Below are 16,818 nucleotides of genomic sequence, written 5' to 3' on the forward strand. Positions count from 1 at the left end.
CCAGCAACGTCTCTGCTGGACGGATGTGGAGCGGGAGGAGGTCGCGGGCGGCGCTGCTCCCTGCGACGTCGTCTTCCTCAACCCCGACGACCCGATACCGGACGCGGGCAACACGCTGGGCCAGTTCGGCCGGGACATGTACCAGGTGATGGTGGCGACGGCGGTCGTCGTCGACGCACGGGTACGCCGCGGCATCGGCATCGGGGTGGAGATGGCGGCGGCGGTCACGTTGGGAACGCCGGTGGTCGTGGTCGCTCCCCGCAATTCGCAGTACCGCAGCGACGTCCTGGAGTATCGCGGTGTGCGGGTGACCGACTACGTGCACCCGCACGTGGCGGCGCTCGCCACCGAGGTGGTCGACGACTTCGCCACCGCCGGTCGTGCCCTCGTGTCGCTGGCCGAGCGCCCCAAGGCGGCCCAACCTCGCCCTGCCTGGTTGTCCGCCGCGCTCGACGAATACGAGAACAACGTGCTCGACATCGACAGGCCGATGCTCGACGCGCTACGAAGGATCAGGGCCTGCGGGTCGCGAGTGCCCAGCACGACGGCATGATCGAGGACACGGGGTCCAGCGCCGTCGAGCCGATCGGCGCCAGGACCGGTGTGACCGGTCTCCACCTGGTGCACAACCGGCACCTGGAAGCGCTGCTGTTCGACCGCAACCTGACGGACCTGCCGTTCCGGCGGGCCTGCCTCGCCGGCAGCCGGGAGTTCGTCCGGCACATCCGGGACGAAATCGACGGCACCGACATCGCCGAGCTGGTCATCCTGAGCAAGGGCCTGGTCTACCAACTCGCGGAGGCGGTCGCCCTGGAGGCCGGCCGGAACCTGCCGGCGAACCTGGTCTCCACGAGCAGGGTGGCCGTGGCCCCGGACGACGCCACAGTCGAGGTGTCCTACGCGCGTTTCGACGCCGGCGGCTCGACGCTGCTGATCGGCGACACGGTCGCCTCCGGCGCGACGATCGTGGCGGCGCTGCGGGAATACCGGCGGTTCCACCCGGTCCGCCGCCTGTACGTGCTGTCGTACGCCGGCGCGTTGCACGGTGCGGCCCGCATCGCGGACTACTGCGCCGACAGCGGGATCGAGTGCACCATGCTCTTCGGCCTGGCCGCGTTCGGGCTCGCCGAGAACGGGTTCGACCTGTCCTTCCTGCATCCCGCGACAGTCACCAGGGACGCCTACCGCGAACGGGCCCGACGGCAGTTCGGCGGCAAGCCCGTGTCAGCCGTCGGCTGGGACTTCGGCTCGCAGGCCATGGCGCCGGGTAAGTACCGCCAGCTCTGCTGGGTCGAGGCCGGCGTGTGGGGGCTGCACGGCTCCCCGGCCCTCGCCGTCGCCCGCGCGCCGGAGAACATGGAAGCCCTCGCGCACGAGGCCCCTGCCTACACGGGCACGACCTTTCAGGCGCCCGGCAACGACGTGGCCCGGAGCGTCGAGCCTACGGCGGACGGCCGTGCCTCAGGCGGTGACTGCGCTGCGGTGGGCGTTGACGACCCAGGCGTCCGGTAGGGCGATCCACTCGTTGTCGCCCACCCGCACCACCACACCGTCCAGCTTGGGCAGCAGCGAAGGGTCCTCCATCGGGCAGAGCAGCCACACGTCGCCCGCCCCGCCACGCGCCGCGTCAACCAGCTCGTAGATCCGGTCCACCGCCCGGTACCGCGCCAACACCGCCGCGTCGTGCAGCAGCACCGGCCCCTCGCCGGCCCGCAACTCCGCGCGCAGTTCGGGCGCGGCGAGCTGCCACGCCTGTTCCACGTACTCGCCCAGCTTGATCGCCGCCCGGGAGCCGGGCTCCGCGACGTCCGCGCCGAGCACGGTCTCCCAGGTCGGCTTCGGGCGGGCGTCGACCAGGGCGTGCAGGTGGTCCAGGAAGCGGGCCGCCACATTCACCGGCCGGGCGTCGAAGCGCCGGACCAGTTCCTCCCGGGCCGGGGCGTACCGGTTGAGGCGTACCGTCAGGGCCCGGAAGCCGCCGGCGGACCTGGCCCCCGTCAGCCGCTCCTCTGCCCGCATCGCCGCCGCCAGCTCCGGCGACTCGGCCGTCCACCGGCTCGGCGCGGCCGTCGCCGACGGGCGGCGCTGCACGATCGACATCGAGGACGAGGCGTTGCGAGGCGGCGGCGGGACGTACCGGTCGCGGTCCCAGCGCAGCTCGAAGCCGGCTTCGGCGAGCAGCCGGTCCAGTTTGGGGTGCGGCGGCAGCGGATCCAGCTCCGGGAACCGCGCGGCCACCCGGTCGGCGACCTGCGTCGGGGTGAGCCCGCGCCGCGCGTCGGGCCCGGTCGCCGGGGGCACCACGCCCGCCTGGGCCAGCCGCAGCGCCCGGACCGGGTCGAGGTCGCGCGGGTAAAGCTCCAGCCGCGCGGTCGCGGCGGCCCGCTCCGAGGCCACGGCGGCGAGCAGCACCCGACGCCGATCGTCGATCGCGTCGGCCGCCCCGCCGGGCGCGGTCACCGCCGCGAGGGTACGCAGCACGGTCGCCGGGCTCGGGAGCACCTCGCTGGCGGCGAGCCTGTCGGCGGCCTTGCCGAGCGCGTCGGCGTAGTCGAGCAGGGCCGGCGCGGCCGGGGTGTCCGGGGCGTCGTCCTCGCCCGCCTCGAGGGCCACCAGCAGCCGCTCGCCATGCCGGCGCAGCAGCAGGCGCGGCTCGTCGGCGAGGGCGTCGACCTCCACGGCGGCCCGCACCGCGGCGAGCGCCACCGCCCGGCGCAGCGCATCGCCGGTGCGCACCGAGCCACGGCTGCCGAGCAGCGCCGTGGCCAGCTCGCCGACCCCCATCACCCGGCCGCCGCCGCGCAGCAGCTCGATGATCTGCGTACGCACGCTGCCGACAACGGGAATGTCGTGCCAGCGTTTGCGCTGCTTGCCGAGGATCTGCGCGACCCGGCCGGAGGTGACGCCCAGCGCGGCGGCGACCTGCGGCTGCTGCGGCCAGGGCGGCAGCGCCGGCAGCGCGCCGGACTCGTCGGGCAGGTGCAGCAGCAGTCGGGTGCCCTCGATCTCGGTGCCGTTGCGGCCGTTCTTCGCCGGTAGCAGCAGCGTGACGATCGCGTCCAGGCCGACGCGTACCAAATCGGCGTCGCCGTGGCTGTCGGCGGTCTCGGTGGCCACCTCGGCGCTGGCCGCCCTGCGGGCGGCGGGGGTGGTGGGGATGGTCTCCCGCTCCCCCAGCCGGTTTCGCCACTCCTTGACCCGGCGCTGGAGCTCCTTGCGGGTCCGCGCGCCGAGGCCGGGGAGGGTGGCGAGCCTGTTCGCCACGGTGAGCAGCTCGCCGACGGTGGTGGCCTCCAGCCGGTGGGCTGCGGAGACGGCGCGTGGGGTGAGGCCGGCGGCCTCCAGCGCGGTGGCCCGGGTCGCCTTGGTCGCGGCCTCGTCGCGGGCCGCCTCGGCGGCCTTCTCGTCCGGCTCGTCGGCCTCGATCTCCGGGTGGTCGGTGCCGACGGGGGCGCTCGCGTCGGAGCGGCGGAACACCTGGTGCCAGGCGTCGCGCATGTCCTTGAGCGAGGCGAACCGCTCGCGGTGGTTGCGGTGCAGAGCCTGATGGAAGAAGTCGACCAGATCGTCGCGGATCGCCGGGTCGAACGCCTCCACGGCCAGCACCGGCGGTCCCTCGGTGAGCTGCGGCTCCGTGCCGCCGTCGCCCCAGACCGGCAGCTCCCCGGAGGCCATCTCGTGCAGGGTGACCGCGAGGGCGTACCACTCGGCGTGCTTGTCGTAGACCGTGCGGTTGGCGGCGCCCAGAAACGGGTCCAGGTAGCGGGGGGTGCCGGCGGCGATCTCCTTGACCGAGACGCCGGCCAGGGAGAAGTCGAAGAGCACCAGCTGCCGGGTGCGGTTGGGGCGGATCCGGATGGCGATGTTGTCGGGCTTGATGTCACGGTGGTAGACGCCCTCGCCCTCCAGGTAGTCGAGGGCACCGAAGAGGTAGTCGCTGTAGGTCTCCAGCTCGTCGACCGTGAGCCGGCCGTCGTCGCGCAGCTTGCGGGCCAGGGTCAGCTCGCCGGCGTGCTCCAGCACCACGACGGTGCGGTTGCCGAGCTGCAGCGGCTCGGGCCGGGCCAGTCGGATCACCCGGGAGTCGGTGAGCGGGCCGAGCACCCGGGCCTCGTGGGCCAGCCGGGCGCCCTTCTCGTCGGAGAGGCCGACCTTGAGCACCTCGTCCTTGCCGGTGCGGTCGTTGTGCGCGAGGAACGCCCGGCACGTCGAGCCGGTGCCCAGGCTCTTCTTGATCGTCCATTCGCCGACCCGGTCGCCGCCGCGCGCCTCCAGCGGGTCGACCTGCTCGGGCTCCGGCTCCTCGGGATGCACCGAGGCGGGCGGCGGGGCGGTCAGCTCGTCCTCGACCACCTGCAGCATCTCGACGAACTCGGCGACGGTGGTGAGCCGCTGGGTCGGCACCGGGGCGGTGGCCGCCTGGATCAGCTCGTCGGCGAAGAGGCTGATCCCGTCGGCCACGGCAGTGGCCCGCAGCCCGTTGTCGCGGGCCAGCCGGGAGAGCAGCTCGGGGCGCTTCGCCGCCGGCGGTTCGCCGGTCAGGATCAGGTACGCGAGGGCACCCAGCCCGAAGACGTCCATCGCGACCGCGTCGGGGTTCGGGGCGGTCAACTCGGGTGCGAGATACGCCTCGGCGGAACGCTCGATGTGTGAGGCGGCGTGCGAGGAGTGGGTCACCGGGTCGCCGCTGCTACCACCGGCGGTGTCGGTGCCCCGGGTCGCCGCCTGCCAGTCGCTGAGCTGCAGTTGCGGGGTCAGCCAGGCCTCGTCCTCGCTGCCGCCCCGGCGCCGGCGCCCCGGGCTGACCAGCACGCTGCGGGCGGACAGGGCCCGGTGGTGCAACCGCCGGCGGTGCGCGTACGCCACGGTCTCGGCGAGCTGACGGATCATGGCGAGCCGGCTCAGCGCGTCGAGGCGGTCGCCGTACTGGGCCATGTAGTGGTCCAGCCGGATCGAGCGGGGGTCGTACCGGAAGATCAGTGCCGGTCCGGCCTCGTGCGACTCCATCGAGTCGACCCGCACGATGCCCGGGTGGTTGATGCCGTGCAGGACGGTCATCTCGCGTTTCGCGGCGCGTTCGATGCTGGCCCGCTCGGTCTGCACGGCGTTGCGTTCGACCAGGTAGATACGGATCCGCCGGTGCTCGCGTTCCAGCTCGCGGTGGCGGGCGTGATGGTCCTGCCACGTCGGGCCCAGGTCGAACGGGCGGGTGTCCAGCTCCCACGACCCGATCTGGTAGTGCTTGCGGCTGCGGGCGATGCCGACGGCCTTGAGCAGCTCCGGCAGCGCGGCCGACGTCTCCTTGGTGACCCGCTGTCGCTCGTCCTGCGGCGGGCGCGTGAGCAGTGTGCCGACGGTGGGCAGCGGGCCGGGCTGGTGGCCGGGGGCCGGCTCGGGACCGTGGATGCCGTGCAGGTGATGCTCGGCGAGTTTGACGATCAGGCCGGGCTTCGAGAGGAAGACCGCCGCCTGCACGAACGGGATCTTGACGGGTGTGCCCTTGCGCTGCGTCGCCGCCACCTGGAGCAGGGACTTGAGCTTCTTGGCCTTGAGGTCCGCCAGGTGCAGCGGGTTGTCGAACGTACGGGTGCCGCTGGGGCCGCGCAGGATCCAGTTGGAGCCGCTGGAGGTGAGCTCGCCGTTGAGGCTCTTGATCTCGATCAGGTAGAGACCGCCCGGGCCGGCCACCAGCAGGTCGACCTCGTAGGGGTGGCCGGTCTGGGCGGTGAAGGTGAAGTTCGACCAGGCGCGGTAGGGCTCGGTGTCGGGCAACAGCGCCTGGACGTGCGCCAGCGCCTCCCGCTCGTGCGTGAACTGCGACGGCGTGATCGTCGTCCACCGGCCCTCCTGCATGCGGACGATCCTAGGGGCAGGTCAGCAGGTGGCGGGAACCCCCGTTCGCCGCGGGTCAGCGGGCGGGCGGCGGGCTCCCGGGCAGCGGCAACTCCTCGGCGTAGCGGTCGACCAGGTCCCAGACGCGGGGGTCGGTCCAGTAGCCGGAGTGACGGCCGAGGACGGGTGGCTGCTGGCCGTGCACGTACCAGGCGGTCGGTGGGTCGGTGAGCATCTGGTCGACCTCGTTCGCCGGGTCGTCCGGGAAGATCGGGCCGCCGATGAAGTCGGTCTCGTAGTAGAAGTTCCGCCACCGCCATACCGTGGGCCGGTCCGCGCCCAGCGCGCCGTCGGCGAAGTAGGCGGGGAAGCCCCACGCGTACAGCTTGGTCAGCGGGCTGCCGAAGGTGACCAGCGCGACGTGACCGGCGGGCCGGCCCTCGTGCTGCGGCCGGCTCTTCTCCTGCAGGAGCGCGGCGACCGCCATGACGGTGCCCTGGCTGTGCGCGGCCAGCACCACCGCGCCGCCGTGGTCGTGGACGCGCCACAGCCGGCGTTGCAGGTCCGGCACGGCGCGTTCGGTGTACGACGGCGGGGCGAGCGGATGGTAGGCGCGGGGCCAGAAGGTGCCGATGTCCCACAGCACGCCGAGGTGGCGGCGGTCCGCCAGCCCGCGCCAGCCCCGCAGCATCAGGGTCAGCACCGCCACCGGCGCCCCGGCGGCGAGCCAGGTCGACACGGTGAGCGCGCCGCGCGGCGCCCACGGCAGCGAGTGGTGGACCACGGCGGTGACCAGCACGTACCCGAAGACGGCGAGGGCGGCGACGGTCAGGAGGCTGAACAGCAGGTCGACGTCCCGGGCCAGCACGGCCAACTGCCGGCCCCGGGCGATCCGGGCCGTCCAGCCGCCGGGCCATGCTCGGTTGCGGCGCGCCGGCTCATTCAGGGCGGACGCGTCCCAGGCGCTCGGCGGATCCGGTGTCGACAGTGCGGCGTACTCGTCGTGGATGCGCCGGCGGCGGTCGGGGCCGGCCGCCCGCCACAGCACCACCGCCTGCACCAGCGCGAAGCCCACCACGATCGCGATCGGCAGCAGCGTCAGGTAGGGCGTGAGGGCGTAGACCATGTCGTAGACGTAGAGCCGGTCGGGGCGGCCGTCGCCGGTGCCGGGGTTGGAGACCGTGCCGAGCAGGTCGGCGACGCGGATCATCGTGCCGACCCCGACCGCGTTGAGCACCACCGCCGCCAGCACGGTCAGCGCGAACGGGCCGGCGTAGCGGAACGCCCCGCGCCGGTGGCCGTTGACGGCGGCAGACGCGAGCACGGCCGCCGTCGCGCCGAGGCAGAGGGCGTACGTCCAGTCCACCGCCGTCTGCATGCCCGGCAGCGGCGCCCACCGGTCGGCCCCGGGCGGGGCGACCGCCGGCTGTGCCAGCGCGACGACCACCGCCCCGGTCACCGCCAGCAGGCCGAGACCGGTGACGGAGAGCGCCGCCGCCCGCCCGATCCGGGCCGGCGTCAGCAGGAGCACCGCGCCCAGGCCGGCCGCCGCCGCGAGCCAGGTCACCAGGGTCGCCAGTCCGTCGTACGCCGGCGCCACACCCGCCGCCAGGGGGATCGACCGGGCGGTGTACGCGGTGATCCAGCCGACGAAGCCGCAGGCCGCGCCCAGGTGCAGCAGCGCGAGCCGGGCGACGCTGCCGCCGCCGTTCCAGAAGTCGGGGTCGGTCAGGCCCACCCCGGGCCGGGCGGGCGTCACGTCGCTCATCGCCCGCGGCGACTCACCCCGTTGCGGCGGCGGCACCCGCTCGTAGCGGGACAGCGACCGGCCGCTGAGGGCCAGCAGCCCGATCGCGACCAGCAACGGCACGAGGGCGCCGACGAGGACCCGCCGCGCCGGATGGTCGACGAACACGTCCGTGTGCAGCCACCGCAGCCACCACCGGTCGGCGCAGGCGACGCGGGCACCGCACTGGTAGGCGACGACGTCCATCGTGGTCATCGCGACGAGCAGCAGCAGGTTGACCGTCAGGCCCAGCGCCGCCCAGCGGACCACGGCGCGGTGCACCCGGAACCGGAGCGCGCCACGCCACGCCGTCGGCGTGCACATCCAGCCCGCGACGTTGACCAGCGTGAACGGCAGCAGCAGCAACCACAGCGCGCGGGTGGCGCTGCGCGACGTCAGCCCACCCCAGGAGTACGCCTCGACGTGGCGCCCCTTGACGTCGGCGGTGCGGAAGAAGCCGGCCACCCCGTCGCCGGAGACGAGTTGCGGTGCCACGTCGGCGAGGAGGTTCTCCGGTGTCGTGCCCCCGACCCCGTGCAGCCGCAGTTCCGTCACGCCGTCGAGCGCGACGGCCGGTGGCACCAGACCCGAGGGCCGCGCCACCGGACGGGCATCGTGCTTCTGCACCGGCATCTCGAACCGACCCCAACGGCAACTACCCCAAGTCACGGACAGACTACTCCATGCGTTCGACCCACCCTCGGCCGGCGGTGGCGCCGGGGCACCCCCGCCCCACACCCAAGACAGAAAGGTTGGACCAATTTGTTGACGCGCACGTAACGCCGACATAACCTCGGGGCATTGGTACGACCAATCTCACACGGAGGTGGGCGGATGGGCACCGACCTGGCGCTGCTGGTGCAGAGCCTCGCCGAGCGGGCGAACCCCGAGCCGCAGACCGGCCGCCTCCGGCTGCCCACCGAGCGCGAACTGGTCGCGTCGCTGGACGTCAGCCGGGGCGCGCTGCGGGAGCAACTGTCGATGCTGGAGATCCTCGGCTTCCTCGACCGTACGCAGGGCCGGGGCTCCTACCTCGACGTGCCCGACGCCAGCTTCATCCAGCTCTACTTCGACCTCTGCCGGCAGCTCGGTCACCTGAGCAACGACCAGTTCACCTCCGCGCGGGAGATGCTGGAGGTGTCGGTCGCGGAGGCCGCCGCCCGGATGGCCACGGCCGACGACGTCGACGCCCTGCGGGGCCTGGTCGACGAGATGGTCCAGGCCAGCGCCGCCGGTGAGGACGACCGCGCCCTGGAGGCGGACGTGGAGTTCCACCGCCGGCTCTACCGGATCGTCGACAACCCGATCTTCACACTGCTGCACGACGGCCTGAGCCACGCGCTGCGCAGCGAGGTGGTCGAGCGCCGCCGGCGCGCCGTCGAGCGGGAACCCCTCCAGACGGGCAAGACCCGGGTGATCGACACCGTGCACTACGGGATCGTGGAGGCGATCGGCGAGCGCGACGGCGAGGGCGCCCGGATCGCGATGCGCCGGCACTTCACGGTCTGGTCCTCCCTCACCGCCTCCCCGGACGCCGGTGCGCCGGACGGAAAGCCCGGCCGGTAGGCCCGGCCGGTAGGCCCGACGCCTACCGCCCACAGAACCGCACACCCACCCGTGACGCGGCGATCCCGGCCGCGCACCGGGTGGCTGCTACCCGAAAACAGCCTGACCGCACAGGGCGCCACCCGGCGCCGGACCGGAGGGACAGCGATGAGCAACCCCAGCGTCGTCTTCGTCGGCATCGGCGCCATCGGGCTGCCGATGGCGAGCCGCCTGGTCGCCGCCGGCCACCCCGTGACCGGCGTGGACCCGGTGCCGGCCGCCCGGGAACGGGCCGCGACCGCCGGACTGACCGCCGTCGACCGGTTCGTCGCCGCGCCCCGAGCGGACTTCGTGGTGGTCATGGTCGCCACCCCCGCCCAGCTCGCGGACCTGGTCACCGAGGCGGTCGCCACGGACCTGACCGGGCAGCGGTGGATCGTGATGAGCACCGTGGGCCCGGACGCCGTACGCCAGGAGGCCGACCGGCTCTCGGCGGCCGGTGCGCGGGTCGTCGACGTGCCCGTGACCGGCGGGGTGGCGCGGGCCCGCACCGGCGAGCTGACCCTGTTCGCCTCCGGTGCCGCGGCCGACGTCGACGCCGCCCGGGTCGTGCTCGACCGGTTCGGCACCGTCCGGCCGGTCGGCGCGGCGGTCGGCGACGGCCAGGCGATCAAGGTGGTCAACCAGCACCTCTGCGCGGTGCACATCGTGGCGGCGGCCGAGGCGCTCGCCCTGGCCGGGCGGCTCGGGCTCGACCGGGAGCAGGTGCTCTCCCTGGTCGAGCAGGGCGCGGCCGGCTCCTGGATGCTCTCCGACCGCGGGCCCCGGATGCTGCAGGGCACCGACGTCGAGGTCACCAGCACGATCAACATCTTCGTCAAGGACAGCGGCCTCGTGGCCGCCGCCGCCCGTGCCGCCGATGCGGACACCCCGCTGCTGGACATCGCCCGGGCGCGCTACCAGCAGGCCGCCGACGCCGGCCTGGCGACGCGCGACGACTCGCGCGTCATCGAGACATACCCGTCCCCCACCGACCCCCATCGGTAACAGCAAGGAGCAGGACAATGAGTGCTGCCACCGGCGTGGCCACACGCCCGGACAACCCCGGCAAGGTTTCCTTCGCCTCGATGATCGGCACGGCCGTCGAGAGCTACGACTTCTTCATCTACGGCACCGCCTCGGCGGCGTACTTCGGCACGGTCTTCTTCCACACCGAGGAGAAGCTCGTCGGCGTGCTCGCGTCGTTCGCGACGCTGGCCATCGGCTTCCTCTTCCGCCCGCTCGGCGGCTACCTCGCCGGGCACTACGGTGACCGGCTGGGCCGCAAGACCATTCTGATGTGGTCGCTGGTCGTCATGGGCGTGGCGACCGTCCTGGTCGGCGTGCTGCCGACGTACGCCCAGGCGGGCGTGATCGCGCCGATCCTGCTGATCCTGCTGCGGATCGTCCAGGGCATCGGCTTCGGCGCCGAGTGGGGCGGCGCGGTCCTGATGGCCGTCGAGCACGCCCCCGCCCGGCGCCGCGGCTTCTTCGGCGCGGTGCCGCAGATCGGCATTCCCGCCGGGCTGCTGCTGGCCAACGGCGCCTTCCTGCTCAGCGAGGCGCTGTTCGAGGGCAGCTGGGTGTGGCGCGCGCCGTTCCTGTTCTCCATCGTGATGGTCGCCGTCGGCCTGTTCATCCGGATGCGGGTCGCCGAGTCCCCCGACTTCACCGAGATGAAGGCGAACAACGAGATCCGCAAGGCCCCGGCGCTGGAGGTGATCCGGCGGGACTGGCGGGTCATCCTCAAGATCGTCACGCTGCGCCTGGCGGAGACCGGCGGCTACTACGTCACCACCAGCTTCATGCTCTCGTACGTCGTGCTGGCCGAGCTGACCGACAAGCAGAACGTGCTGATCGGCACCATGGTCGGCTCCGCCCTCGGCCTCGGCAGCCACCTGCTCTTCGGCGCGCTCTCCGACCGCGTCGGGCGCAAGCCGGTCTTCCTGATCGGATCCGTCTTCACCATCGCCTTCGGCATCCCGATGTTCCTGCTGATCAACACCGGGGCGGTCATCATGGTGATCGTCGCGGTGGCCCTGGGGCTGCTGCTGAGCCACGACCCGATCTTCGCCGTCGAGTCGTCCTGGTTCTCCGAGCAGTTCCCCCGCGACGTCCGGTCCTCGGGCATCTCGCTGGGCTACAACGGGGCCTCCCTGGTCGCCGGGCTGCTGCCCTTCGGGGCGACCGCCCTCTACGGCTGGATCGGCTGGATCGGGCCGGCGGTGCTGTTCATGCTGCTCGGCGTCGTCTCCACGGCCGCCGCCGCCTTCACGCCCGAAACCGCACCGGCCAAGGTCGGCGACCCTCAGGCCACACCGGCCAAGTCCCAGCCAGCCCTCGTCTGATCCGAAGGACGTGAACGACGTGACCACCATCAGCGAACCGCGATCCGAGACCCGGCTCGCCCTGCCGGCCCGGGCCGCGCGGGTGCGCGAGGCGGCGTACCGGATGCGGCACCACATCCTCGACATGGGCGAGGCACAGGGGCAGGGCTACGTCGGGCAGGCGCTCGGCGCCGCCGACCTGCTGGCCACCGTCTACGTCGACCAGCTGCGGCACCGGCCCGACGACGTGCACTGGCCGGACCGGGACCGGTTCCTGCTCTCCACCGGCCACTACGCCATCGCGCTCTACGCCGCCCTCGCCGAGGCGGGCGTGGTGCCCGTCGAGGAGTTGCAGACGTACGGCTCGGACGGCTCGCGCCTGCCGATGTCCGGCATGGCCTCGTACACCCCGGGGATGGAGATCTCGGGCGGCTCGCTGGGGCACGGGCTGACCGTCGCCGTGGGCATGGCGCTCGGCCTGCGCCACCAGGGCCGGGCGGCCCGGGTCGTCAACTTCCTCTCCGACGGCGAGCTGAACGAGGGCTCGACGTGGGAGGCCGCCATGGGCGCGGCACACCACCGGCTGGGCCGTCTGACCGCGCTGGTCGACATGAACGCCCTCCAAGCCGACGGCAGGACGGAGTCCGTGCTCCAGATCGAGCCGGCCGAGCAGAAGTGGGCGGCGTCGGGCTGGTTCACGCAGCGGGTCGACGGCAACGACGTCGAGGCGCTGCTGGCGGCCTTCGACGCGGTCGCCGCGCAGGCCGAGTCGCACGGACGCCCCTCGGTGATCCTCTGCGACACCCGGATCGGGCGCGGCGTGCCGCTGCTGGAGACCCGCGAGAAGGCCCACTTCATGCGGATCGACGCGGACGAGTGGGAGCTGTGCCGCCAGCAGTTGACGGCAGGACACCAGGCAGGAGAGGCACGATGACCAGCGCGACGGCACCGAAGCGACTCACCACGTCGGCGATGATCGCGTCCTTCGCCGACCCCGGGCAGAAGACCGCGGACGCGCCCTTCGGCCACGCCCTGGCCGCCCTCGCCGAGCAGGACCAGCGGGTCGTCGGGCTCACCGCCGACCTGGGCAAGTACACCGACATGCACATCTTCGCCAAGGCCCACCCGGAGCGGTTCTTCCAGATGGGCATGGCCGAGCAGCTGCTGCTGGGGGCGGCGGCGGGCATGGCCGAGGTCGGCCTGGTGCCGTTCGCCTCGACGTACGCGGTGTTCGCCGCGCGGCGGGCGTACGACTTCCTCTGCCTGGACATCGCCGAGCCGAACCTGAACGTCAACATCGTCGGGGGCCTGCCCGGCCTCACCACCGGGTACGGCCCCAGCCACCAGGCGACCGAGGACATCGCGATCTTCCGGGGCATGCCGAACCTGACCATCGTCGACCCGTGCGACTCGGTCGACATCGCGCAGGCGGTGCCCCAGCTCGCCGCGAGCGACGGGCCGACCTACCTGCGCCTGCTGCGCGGCAAGGTGCCGACGGTCCTCGACGAGTACGACTACACGTTCCGGCTCGGCAAGGCGGCCGTGCTGCGCGGCGGCGCCGACGTGGTGCTCGTCTCCAGCGGCCTGATGACGATGCGGGCGTTGCAGGCCGCGGAGCGGCTGGCCCGGCACCGGGTCGACGTGGCGGTCGTCCACACGCCGACGATCAAGCCGTTCGACAGCGAGACCGTCCTGGCCGAGGTCGACAGCGACCGGCTGGTGCTCACGCTGGAGAACCACACGGTGGTCGGCGGGCTCTTCGAGACGGTCGCCTCGGCCGTGGTCCGGGCCGGGCTCGGCAGGCGGGTCGTGCCGGTCGCGCTGCCGGACGAGTTCCTGGCCGCCGGTGCCCTGCCGACGCTGCACGACAGGTACGGCCTGGCCACCGACGCCGTGGTCGGGAAGGTCCTCGCCGAGCTGGGCTGACCGTCCGCCGGCCCGCCGACCGCGGGGCGTCCGGAGGTGCCCCCGCCCGCCCGAACCGGGGAACACCTCCGGACGCCCCGCTTTCTTCGAGGGCGTTTCCGCACAGGGTCAGCTCGGGACGTCGCGGCGGCGGAAGCCGGCCACGCCGGCCGCCAGCAGCACCACCGCCACCCCCGTCAGCACGACCAGCGGCAGCGCCGCCAGGTCGACCGCCGGCACCGACGGCACGTGCGTGTACGGGGACAGGTTCAGCGCCGCCTGCGGCAGGTCGAGCACCGCGCCGAGCTGCCCGAGCAGCAGGAACCCGATCAGCGCCGCCCAGGACAGCGCCACCGACCAGCGGGGCAGCAGCCCGAACAGCGCCGTCACCACCCCGACCACCACCAGCAGGGCCGGCAGCCGCACCAGCGCCGCCCCGCCCAGCTCGGCGGTCTTCCCGAGCGGGTCGCCGGTGACCAGGCCGTAGCCGAGCCCGGTGGTGAGGCCGCCCAGCAGCACCAGGGCGAGCGCGCCGAGCGTGGCGGCGACCACCTGGGTGGTCAGCCAGCGGGTGCGGCTGACGGCCGTGGCCAGGATCGCCTCCAGCGGGCCGCCGGCCTCGTCGCCGCGCGTGCGCAGCAGCGCCTGCACGACGTACGCCCCGATGGTCAGCGCGAACAGCCCCAGCATCGCCGCCAGGTACGCGTCGATCAGTTTCGCGCCACCGCCCATCGCGCTGATCGCCTCGGCGGCGGCCGGGTTCTCCTCGATCATGGCGTTGAACTCGTCCCCGGCGATGCCCATCGAGAGCCCGAGCACCGCCACCCCGATCGCCCAGCCGAGCAGCGCGCCGCGCTGCAACCGCCAGGCCAGCCCGGCGGGGCTGAGCAGCCGGGGCGAGGCCGCCGCCGGCCCCCGTCGGGGCGCGACGAGCCCCGCGCCGACGTCCCGCCGCTCGGCGAGGGCGTAGGCGAGCGCCACGCCGACGACCAGCAGCGCGACGGGCAGCGCGAGCACCCACCACCGCTCGCCGCCGAACGCGCGGACCTGGTTGCCCCAGCCGAGCGGGGAGAGCCAGGACGGCCAGGCGCTGACCACGCGCACGCCGCCGTCGGTCTGCTCGCCGAGCACGTCGCCGGCAGCGCGGAGCAGGAAGGCGACCCCGACGGTCGCGGCGGCGAGCGCGTTGGCGCCCCGGGAGGTGACCGACACCTGGGCGGTGACCGCGGCGACGCCGGTGAAGGCCACCCCGACGCCGCCGACGGCGGCCGCCGCCGCGACGGACCCCGCGAGCGGCAGGCCGGCGCCGGCCAGGACGACGGCGAGCAGGGCCGCGGCCAGCACGTTCGCCGCGACGACGACCAGCAGGGCGGCGGTGAGCAGCGCGTACCGGCCGACGACGGAGGCGCCCAGCAGCTCCGCCCGGCCGGTCTCCTCGTTCTGCCGGGTGTGCCGGACCACCGCGAAGGTGCTCAGCAGCGCGGCGAGCAGGGCCAGCGTCACGTACGTCTCGGCGACCACCACCGCGCCGAGTTCGGTGCCGGCGATGGGGCCGTTGAACGCGCGGGCGACCAGGCTGGACGCCGACGTGGTGGCGTACCCGACCCGGGACGCCTCGTCCGGGTAGAACTCCTTGACGCTCCCGGCGAGGGCGTAGCCGAGCAGGGGCGTGCCGAGCACCCAGACTGCGAGCCGGAGCCGGTCGCGGCGCAGCACGAGCCGGGCGAGCCGCCCGGTGCCGGTGAACGCGCTCATCGGGCGCCCGCCTGCCGCGCGGCGCCCGCCCGGTGACCGTTGGCGGCCACGGCCGCGCGCTCGTCGCCGTAGTGGCGCAGGAACAGCTCCTCCAGGGTGGGCGGGGCGCTGGTCAGGGCGCGGACGCCGAAGCGGACGAGGTGCCCGAGCAGCTCGTCGAGGTGGGCGGGCTCGATCTCCAGGTGGATGCGGCCGTCGACCTCGCGCACCTCGTGGACGCCCGGCAGGGCCGCCAGGCCGGTCGCCGGCCGCGCGGTCTCGACCGTGACCGCCGTACGCGTGAGGTGGCGCAGCTCGGCGAGGGTGCCGGACTCGACGGCCCGGCCCTCGCGGATGATGCTGACCCGGTCGCAGAGCGCCTCGACCTCGGCCAACACGTGGCTGGAGAGCAGCACGGTGGCGCCGTCGCGCTTGAGCTGGCGGACCTCGTCCTGGAACACGGCCTCCATCAGCGGGTCCAGCCCGGAGGTCGGCTCGTCGAGCACGTAGAGCTCGACGTCGGACGCGAAGGCCGCGACGATGGCCACCTTCTGCCGGTTGCCCTTGGAGTAGGTGCGGCACTTGCGCGTCGGGTCGAGGTCGAAGCGCTCCAGCAGGGCGTCGCGGCGGCGCCGGTCGAGCCCGCCGCGCAGCTTGCCGAACAGGTCGATCGCCTCGCCGCCGGAGAGGTTCGGCCACAGGTTCACGTCGCCCGGCACGTACGCCAGCCGGCGGTGCAGGGCGACCGCCTCCCGCCACGGGTCGGCGTCGAACACCCGCACGTCGCCCGCGTCGCGGCGCAGCAGGCCGAGCAGGATCCGGATGGTGGTGGACTTGCCGGAGCCGTTGGGGCCGAGGAAACCGTGCACCTCCCCCGCCTCGACCCGCAGGTCCAGTCCGTCGAGCGCCCGGACGCTGCCGAACGTCTTGACGAGGTTGTCGATGGAGATGACGGGCATGACCCCTCCTGCCACTGGCGGTGCCGACCGTCCCCACTGTACTGACCGACGGTCAGCCGAATCAACGATGGTGTCACCCACCGGTCAGACGCGGCTACGCTTGCCGGCATGACCGTCGAGGCACCCGACGACACGCGCACCCGGATCCTGCGCGCCGCGCTCGACCTGTTCGCCGAGCACGGCTACCAGCGCACCTCGCTGCGCCAGATCGGCGAGCGGCTGCGGCTGACCAAGGCCGCGATCCTCTACCACTTCCCCACCAAGGAGCACCTGCTCACGGCCCTGATCGAGCCGCTGGTCGCCGACCTGGAGGGGCTGCTGGACGCGGCCGAGGCGGGGCCGGCCGAGCGGGCCCGCCGGACGGTCCTGGAGGGCTGGGTGGACACCATGCTGCTCCACCGCCGCCCGCTCGGCATGCTCTTCCACGACATCGCCCTCATCACGCGCGGCGACACGTACCACCGCCTGATGCGGATCGCGATGCGGGCCAACGACCTCATCGCCGGGCCCGACGCCGGGCGGCGGGAGCGGGTCCGGGCGGTGCAGGCGGTCGCCATGTGCAGCGACCCGGTCGTCTTCTTCACCGACGTGCCGGACGAGGTGCTGCGGGCGGACATGCTCGACGGCGTGCACCGCCTGCTGGACGGCGCGCCGCCCGGGGACCACCCGGGCGCGGCCGGGGACGGCGGCG

At 73.6% G+C, this 16,818-nt stretch carries 12 protein-coding genes; 8 read left to right on the plus strand and 4 right to left on the minus strand.

Features of this window, described 5'->3' with window-relative positions; genetic code table 11:
- The first annotated feature begins 25 nt into the window (after positions 1-25).
- Together AB0L34_RS09200 and AB0L34_RS09205 are read left to right on the plus strand one after the other, a co-directional pair.
- The gene (locus AB0L34_RS09200) at positions 26-553 is read left to right on the plus strand and encodes a hypothetical protein (RefSeq protein WP_363703290.1); all 528 of its coding nucleotides are present in this window, start codon (positions 26-28) and stop codon (positions 551-553) included.
- Positions 550-1,512: a hypothetical protein gene (locus AB0L34_RS09205; RefSeq protein WP_363703292.1), complete on the plus strand. Its 963-nt coding sequence runs from the start codon at positions 550-552 to the stop codon at positions 1,510-1,512. Before AB0L34_RS09200 ends, AB0L34_RS09205 begins: the two co-directional genes overlap by 4 nt.
- On the opposite strand, the gene pglW is transcribed toward AB0L34_RS09205, so the two are convergent.
- Together pglW and AB0L34_RS09215 are read right to left on the minus strand one after the other, a co-directional pair.
- Entirely contained in the window at positions 1,462-5,853 is a 4,392-nt protein-coding gene (gene pglW / locus AB0L34_RS09210; RefSeq protein WP_363703294.1) for a BREX system serine/threonine kinase PglW, read from the minus strand. The two genes, AB0L34_RS09205 and pglW, sit on opposite strands and share 51 nt — an antisense overlap.
- Positions 5,854-5,908: 55 nt before the next feature.
- Positions 5,909-8,245 carry a hypothetical protein gene (locus tag AB0L34_RS09215; RefSeq protein WP_363703296.1) on the minus strand — a complete coding sequence of 779 codons (2,337 nt, stop codon included), beginning with the start codon at positions 8,243-8,245 and terminating at the stop codon, positions 5,909-5,911.
- A 207-nt stretch (positions 8,246-8,452) separates the two neighbouring features.
- On the opposite strand from AB0L34_RS09215, the gene AB0L34_RS09220 reads away from it, so the two are divergent.
- Genes AB0L34_RS09220 through AB0L34_RS09240 form a run of 5 tightly spaced genes read left to right on the plus strand, consistent with a single transcriptional unit; the run spans position 8,453 to position 13,455 of the window.
- Positions 8,453-9,184, plus strand: coding sequence for an FCD domain-containing protein (locus AB0L34_RS09220; RefSeq protein WP_363703298.1), 732 nt, complete (start codon positions 8,453-8,455; stop codon positions 9,182-9,184).
- 51 nt (positions 9,185-9,235) lie between these two features.
- Positions 9,236-10,210, plus strand: coding sequence for an NAD(P)-dependent oxidoreductase (locus AB0L34_RS09225; RefSeq protein WP_363703300.1), 975 nt, complete (start codon positions 9,236-9,238; stop codon positions 10,208-10,210).
- A gap of 17 nt (positions 10,211-10,227) precedes the next feature.
- Positions 10,228-11,550, plus strand: a complete 1,323-nt coding sequence (locus tag AB0L34_RS09230; protein WP_363703302.1) for an MFS transporter — start codon at positions 10,228-10,230, stop codon at positions 11,548-11,550.
- 19 nt (positions 11,551-11,569) lie between these two features.
- Positions 11,570-12,463, plus strand: a complete 894-nt coding sequence (locus tag AB0L34_RS09235; RefSeq protein ID WP_363703304.1) for a transketolase — start codon at positions 11,570-11,572, stop codon at positions 12,461-12,463.
- Entirely contained in the window at positions 12,460-13,455 is a 996-nt protein-coding gene (locus tag AB0L34_RS09240) for a transketolase C-terminal domain-containing protein (protein WP_363703306.1), read from the plus strand. The genes AB0L34_RS09235 and AB0L34_RS09240 overlap by 4 nt, the downstream gene beginning before the upstream one ends.
- 108 nt (positions 13,456-13,563) lie before the next feature.
- On the opposite strand, the gene AB0L34_RS09245 is transcribed toward AB0L34_RS09240, so the two are convergent.
- Both AB0L34_RS09245 and AB0L34_RS09250 read right to left on the minus strand, forming a co-directional pair.
- Positions 13,564-15,189, minus strand: a complete 1,626-nt coding sequence (locus tag AB0L34_RS09245) for an anibiotic ABC transporter (RefSeq protein ID WP_363703308.1) — start codon at positions 15,187-15,189, stop codon at positions 13,564-13,566.
- Positions 15,186-16,127: an ABC transporter ATP-binding protein gene (locus AB0L34_RS09250; RefSeq protein ID WP_363703310.1), complete on the minus strand. Its 942-nt coding sequence runs from the start codon at positions 16,125-16,127 to the stop codon at positions 15,186-15,188. The genes AB0L34_RS09245 and AB0L34_RS09250 overlap by 4 nt, the downstream gene beginning before the upstream one ends.
- 108 nt (positions 16,128-16,235) lie before the next feature.
- On the opposite strand from AB0L34_RS09250, the gene AB0L34_RS09255 reads away from it, so the two are divergent.
- On the plus strand, positions 16,236-16,818 hold a 583-nt coding region (locus AB0L34_RS09255; protein WP_363703312.1), incomplete at its 3' end, for a TetR/AcrR family transcriptional regulator.

The sequence above is a fragment of the Micromonospora sp. NPDC052213 genome, from assembly GCF_040679695.1.
GTDB lineage: Bacteria > Actinomycetota > Actinomycetes > Mycobacteriales > Micromonosporaceae > Micromonospora.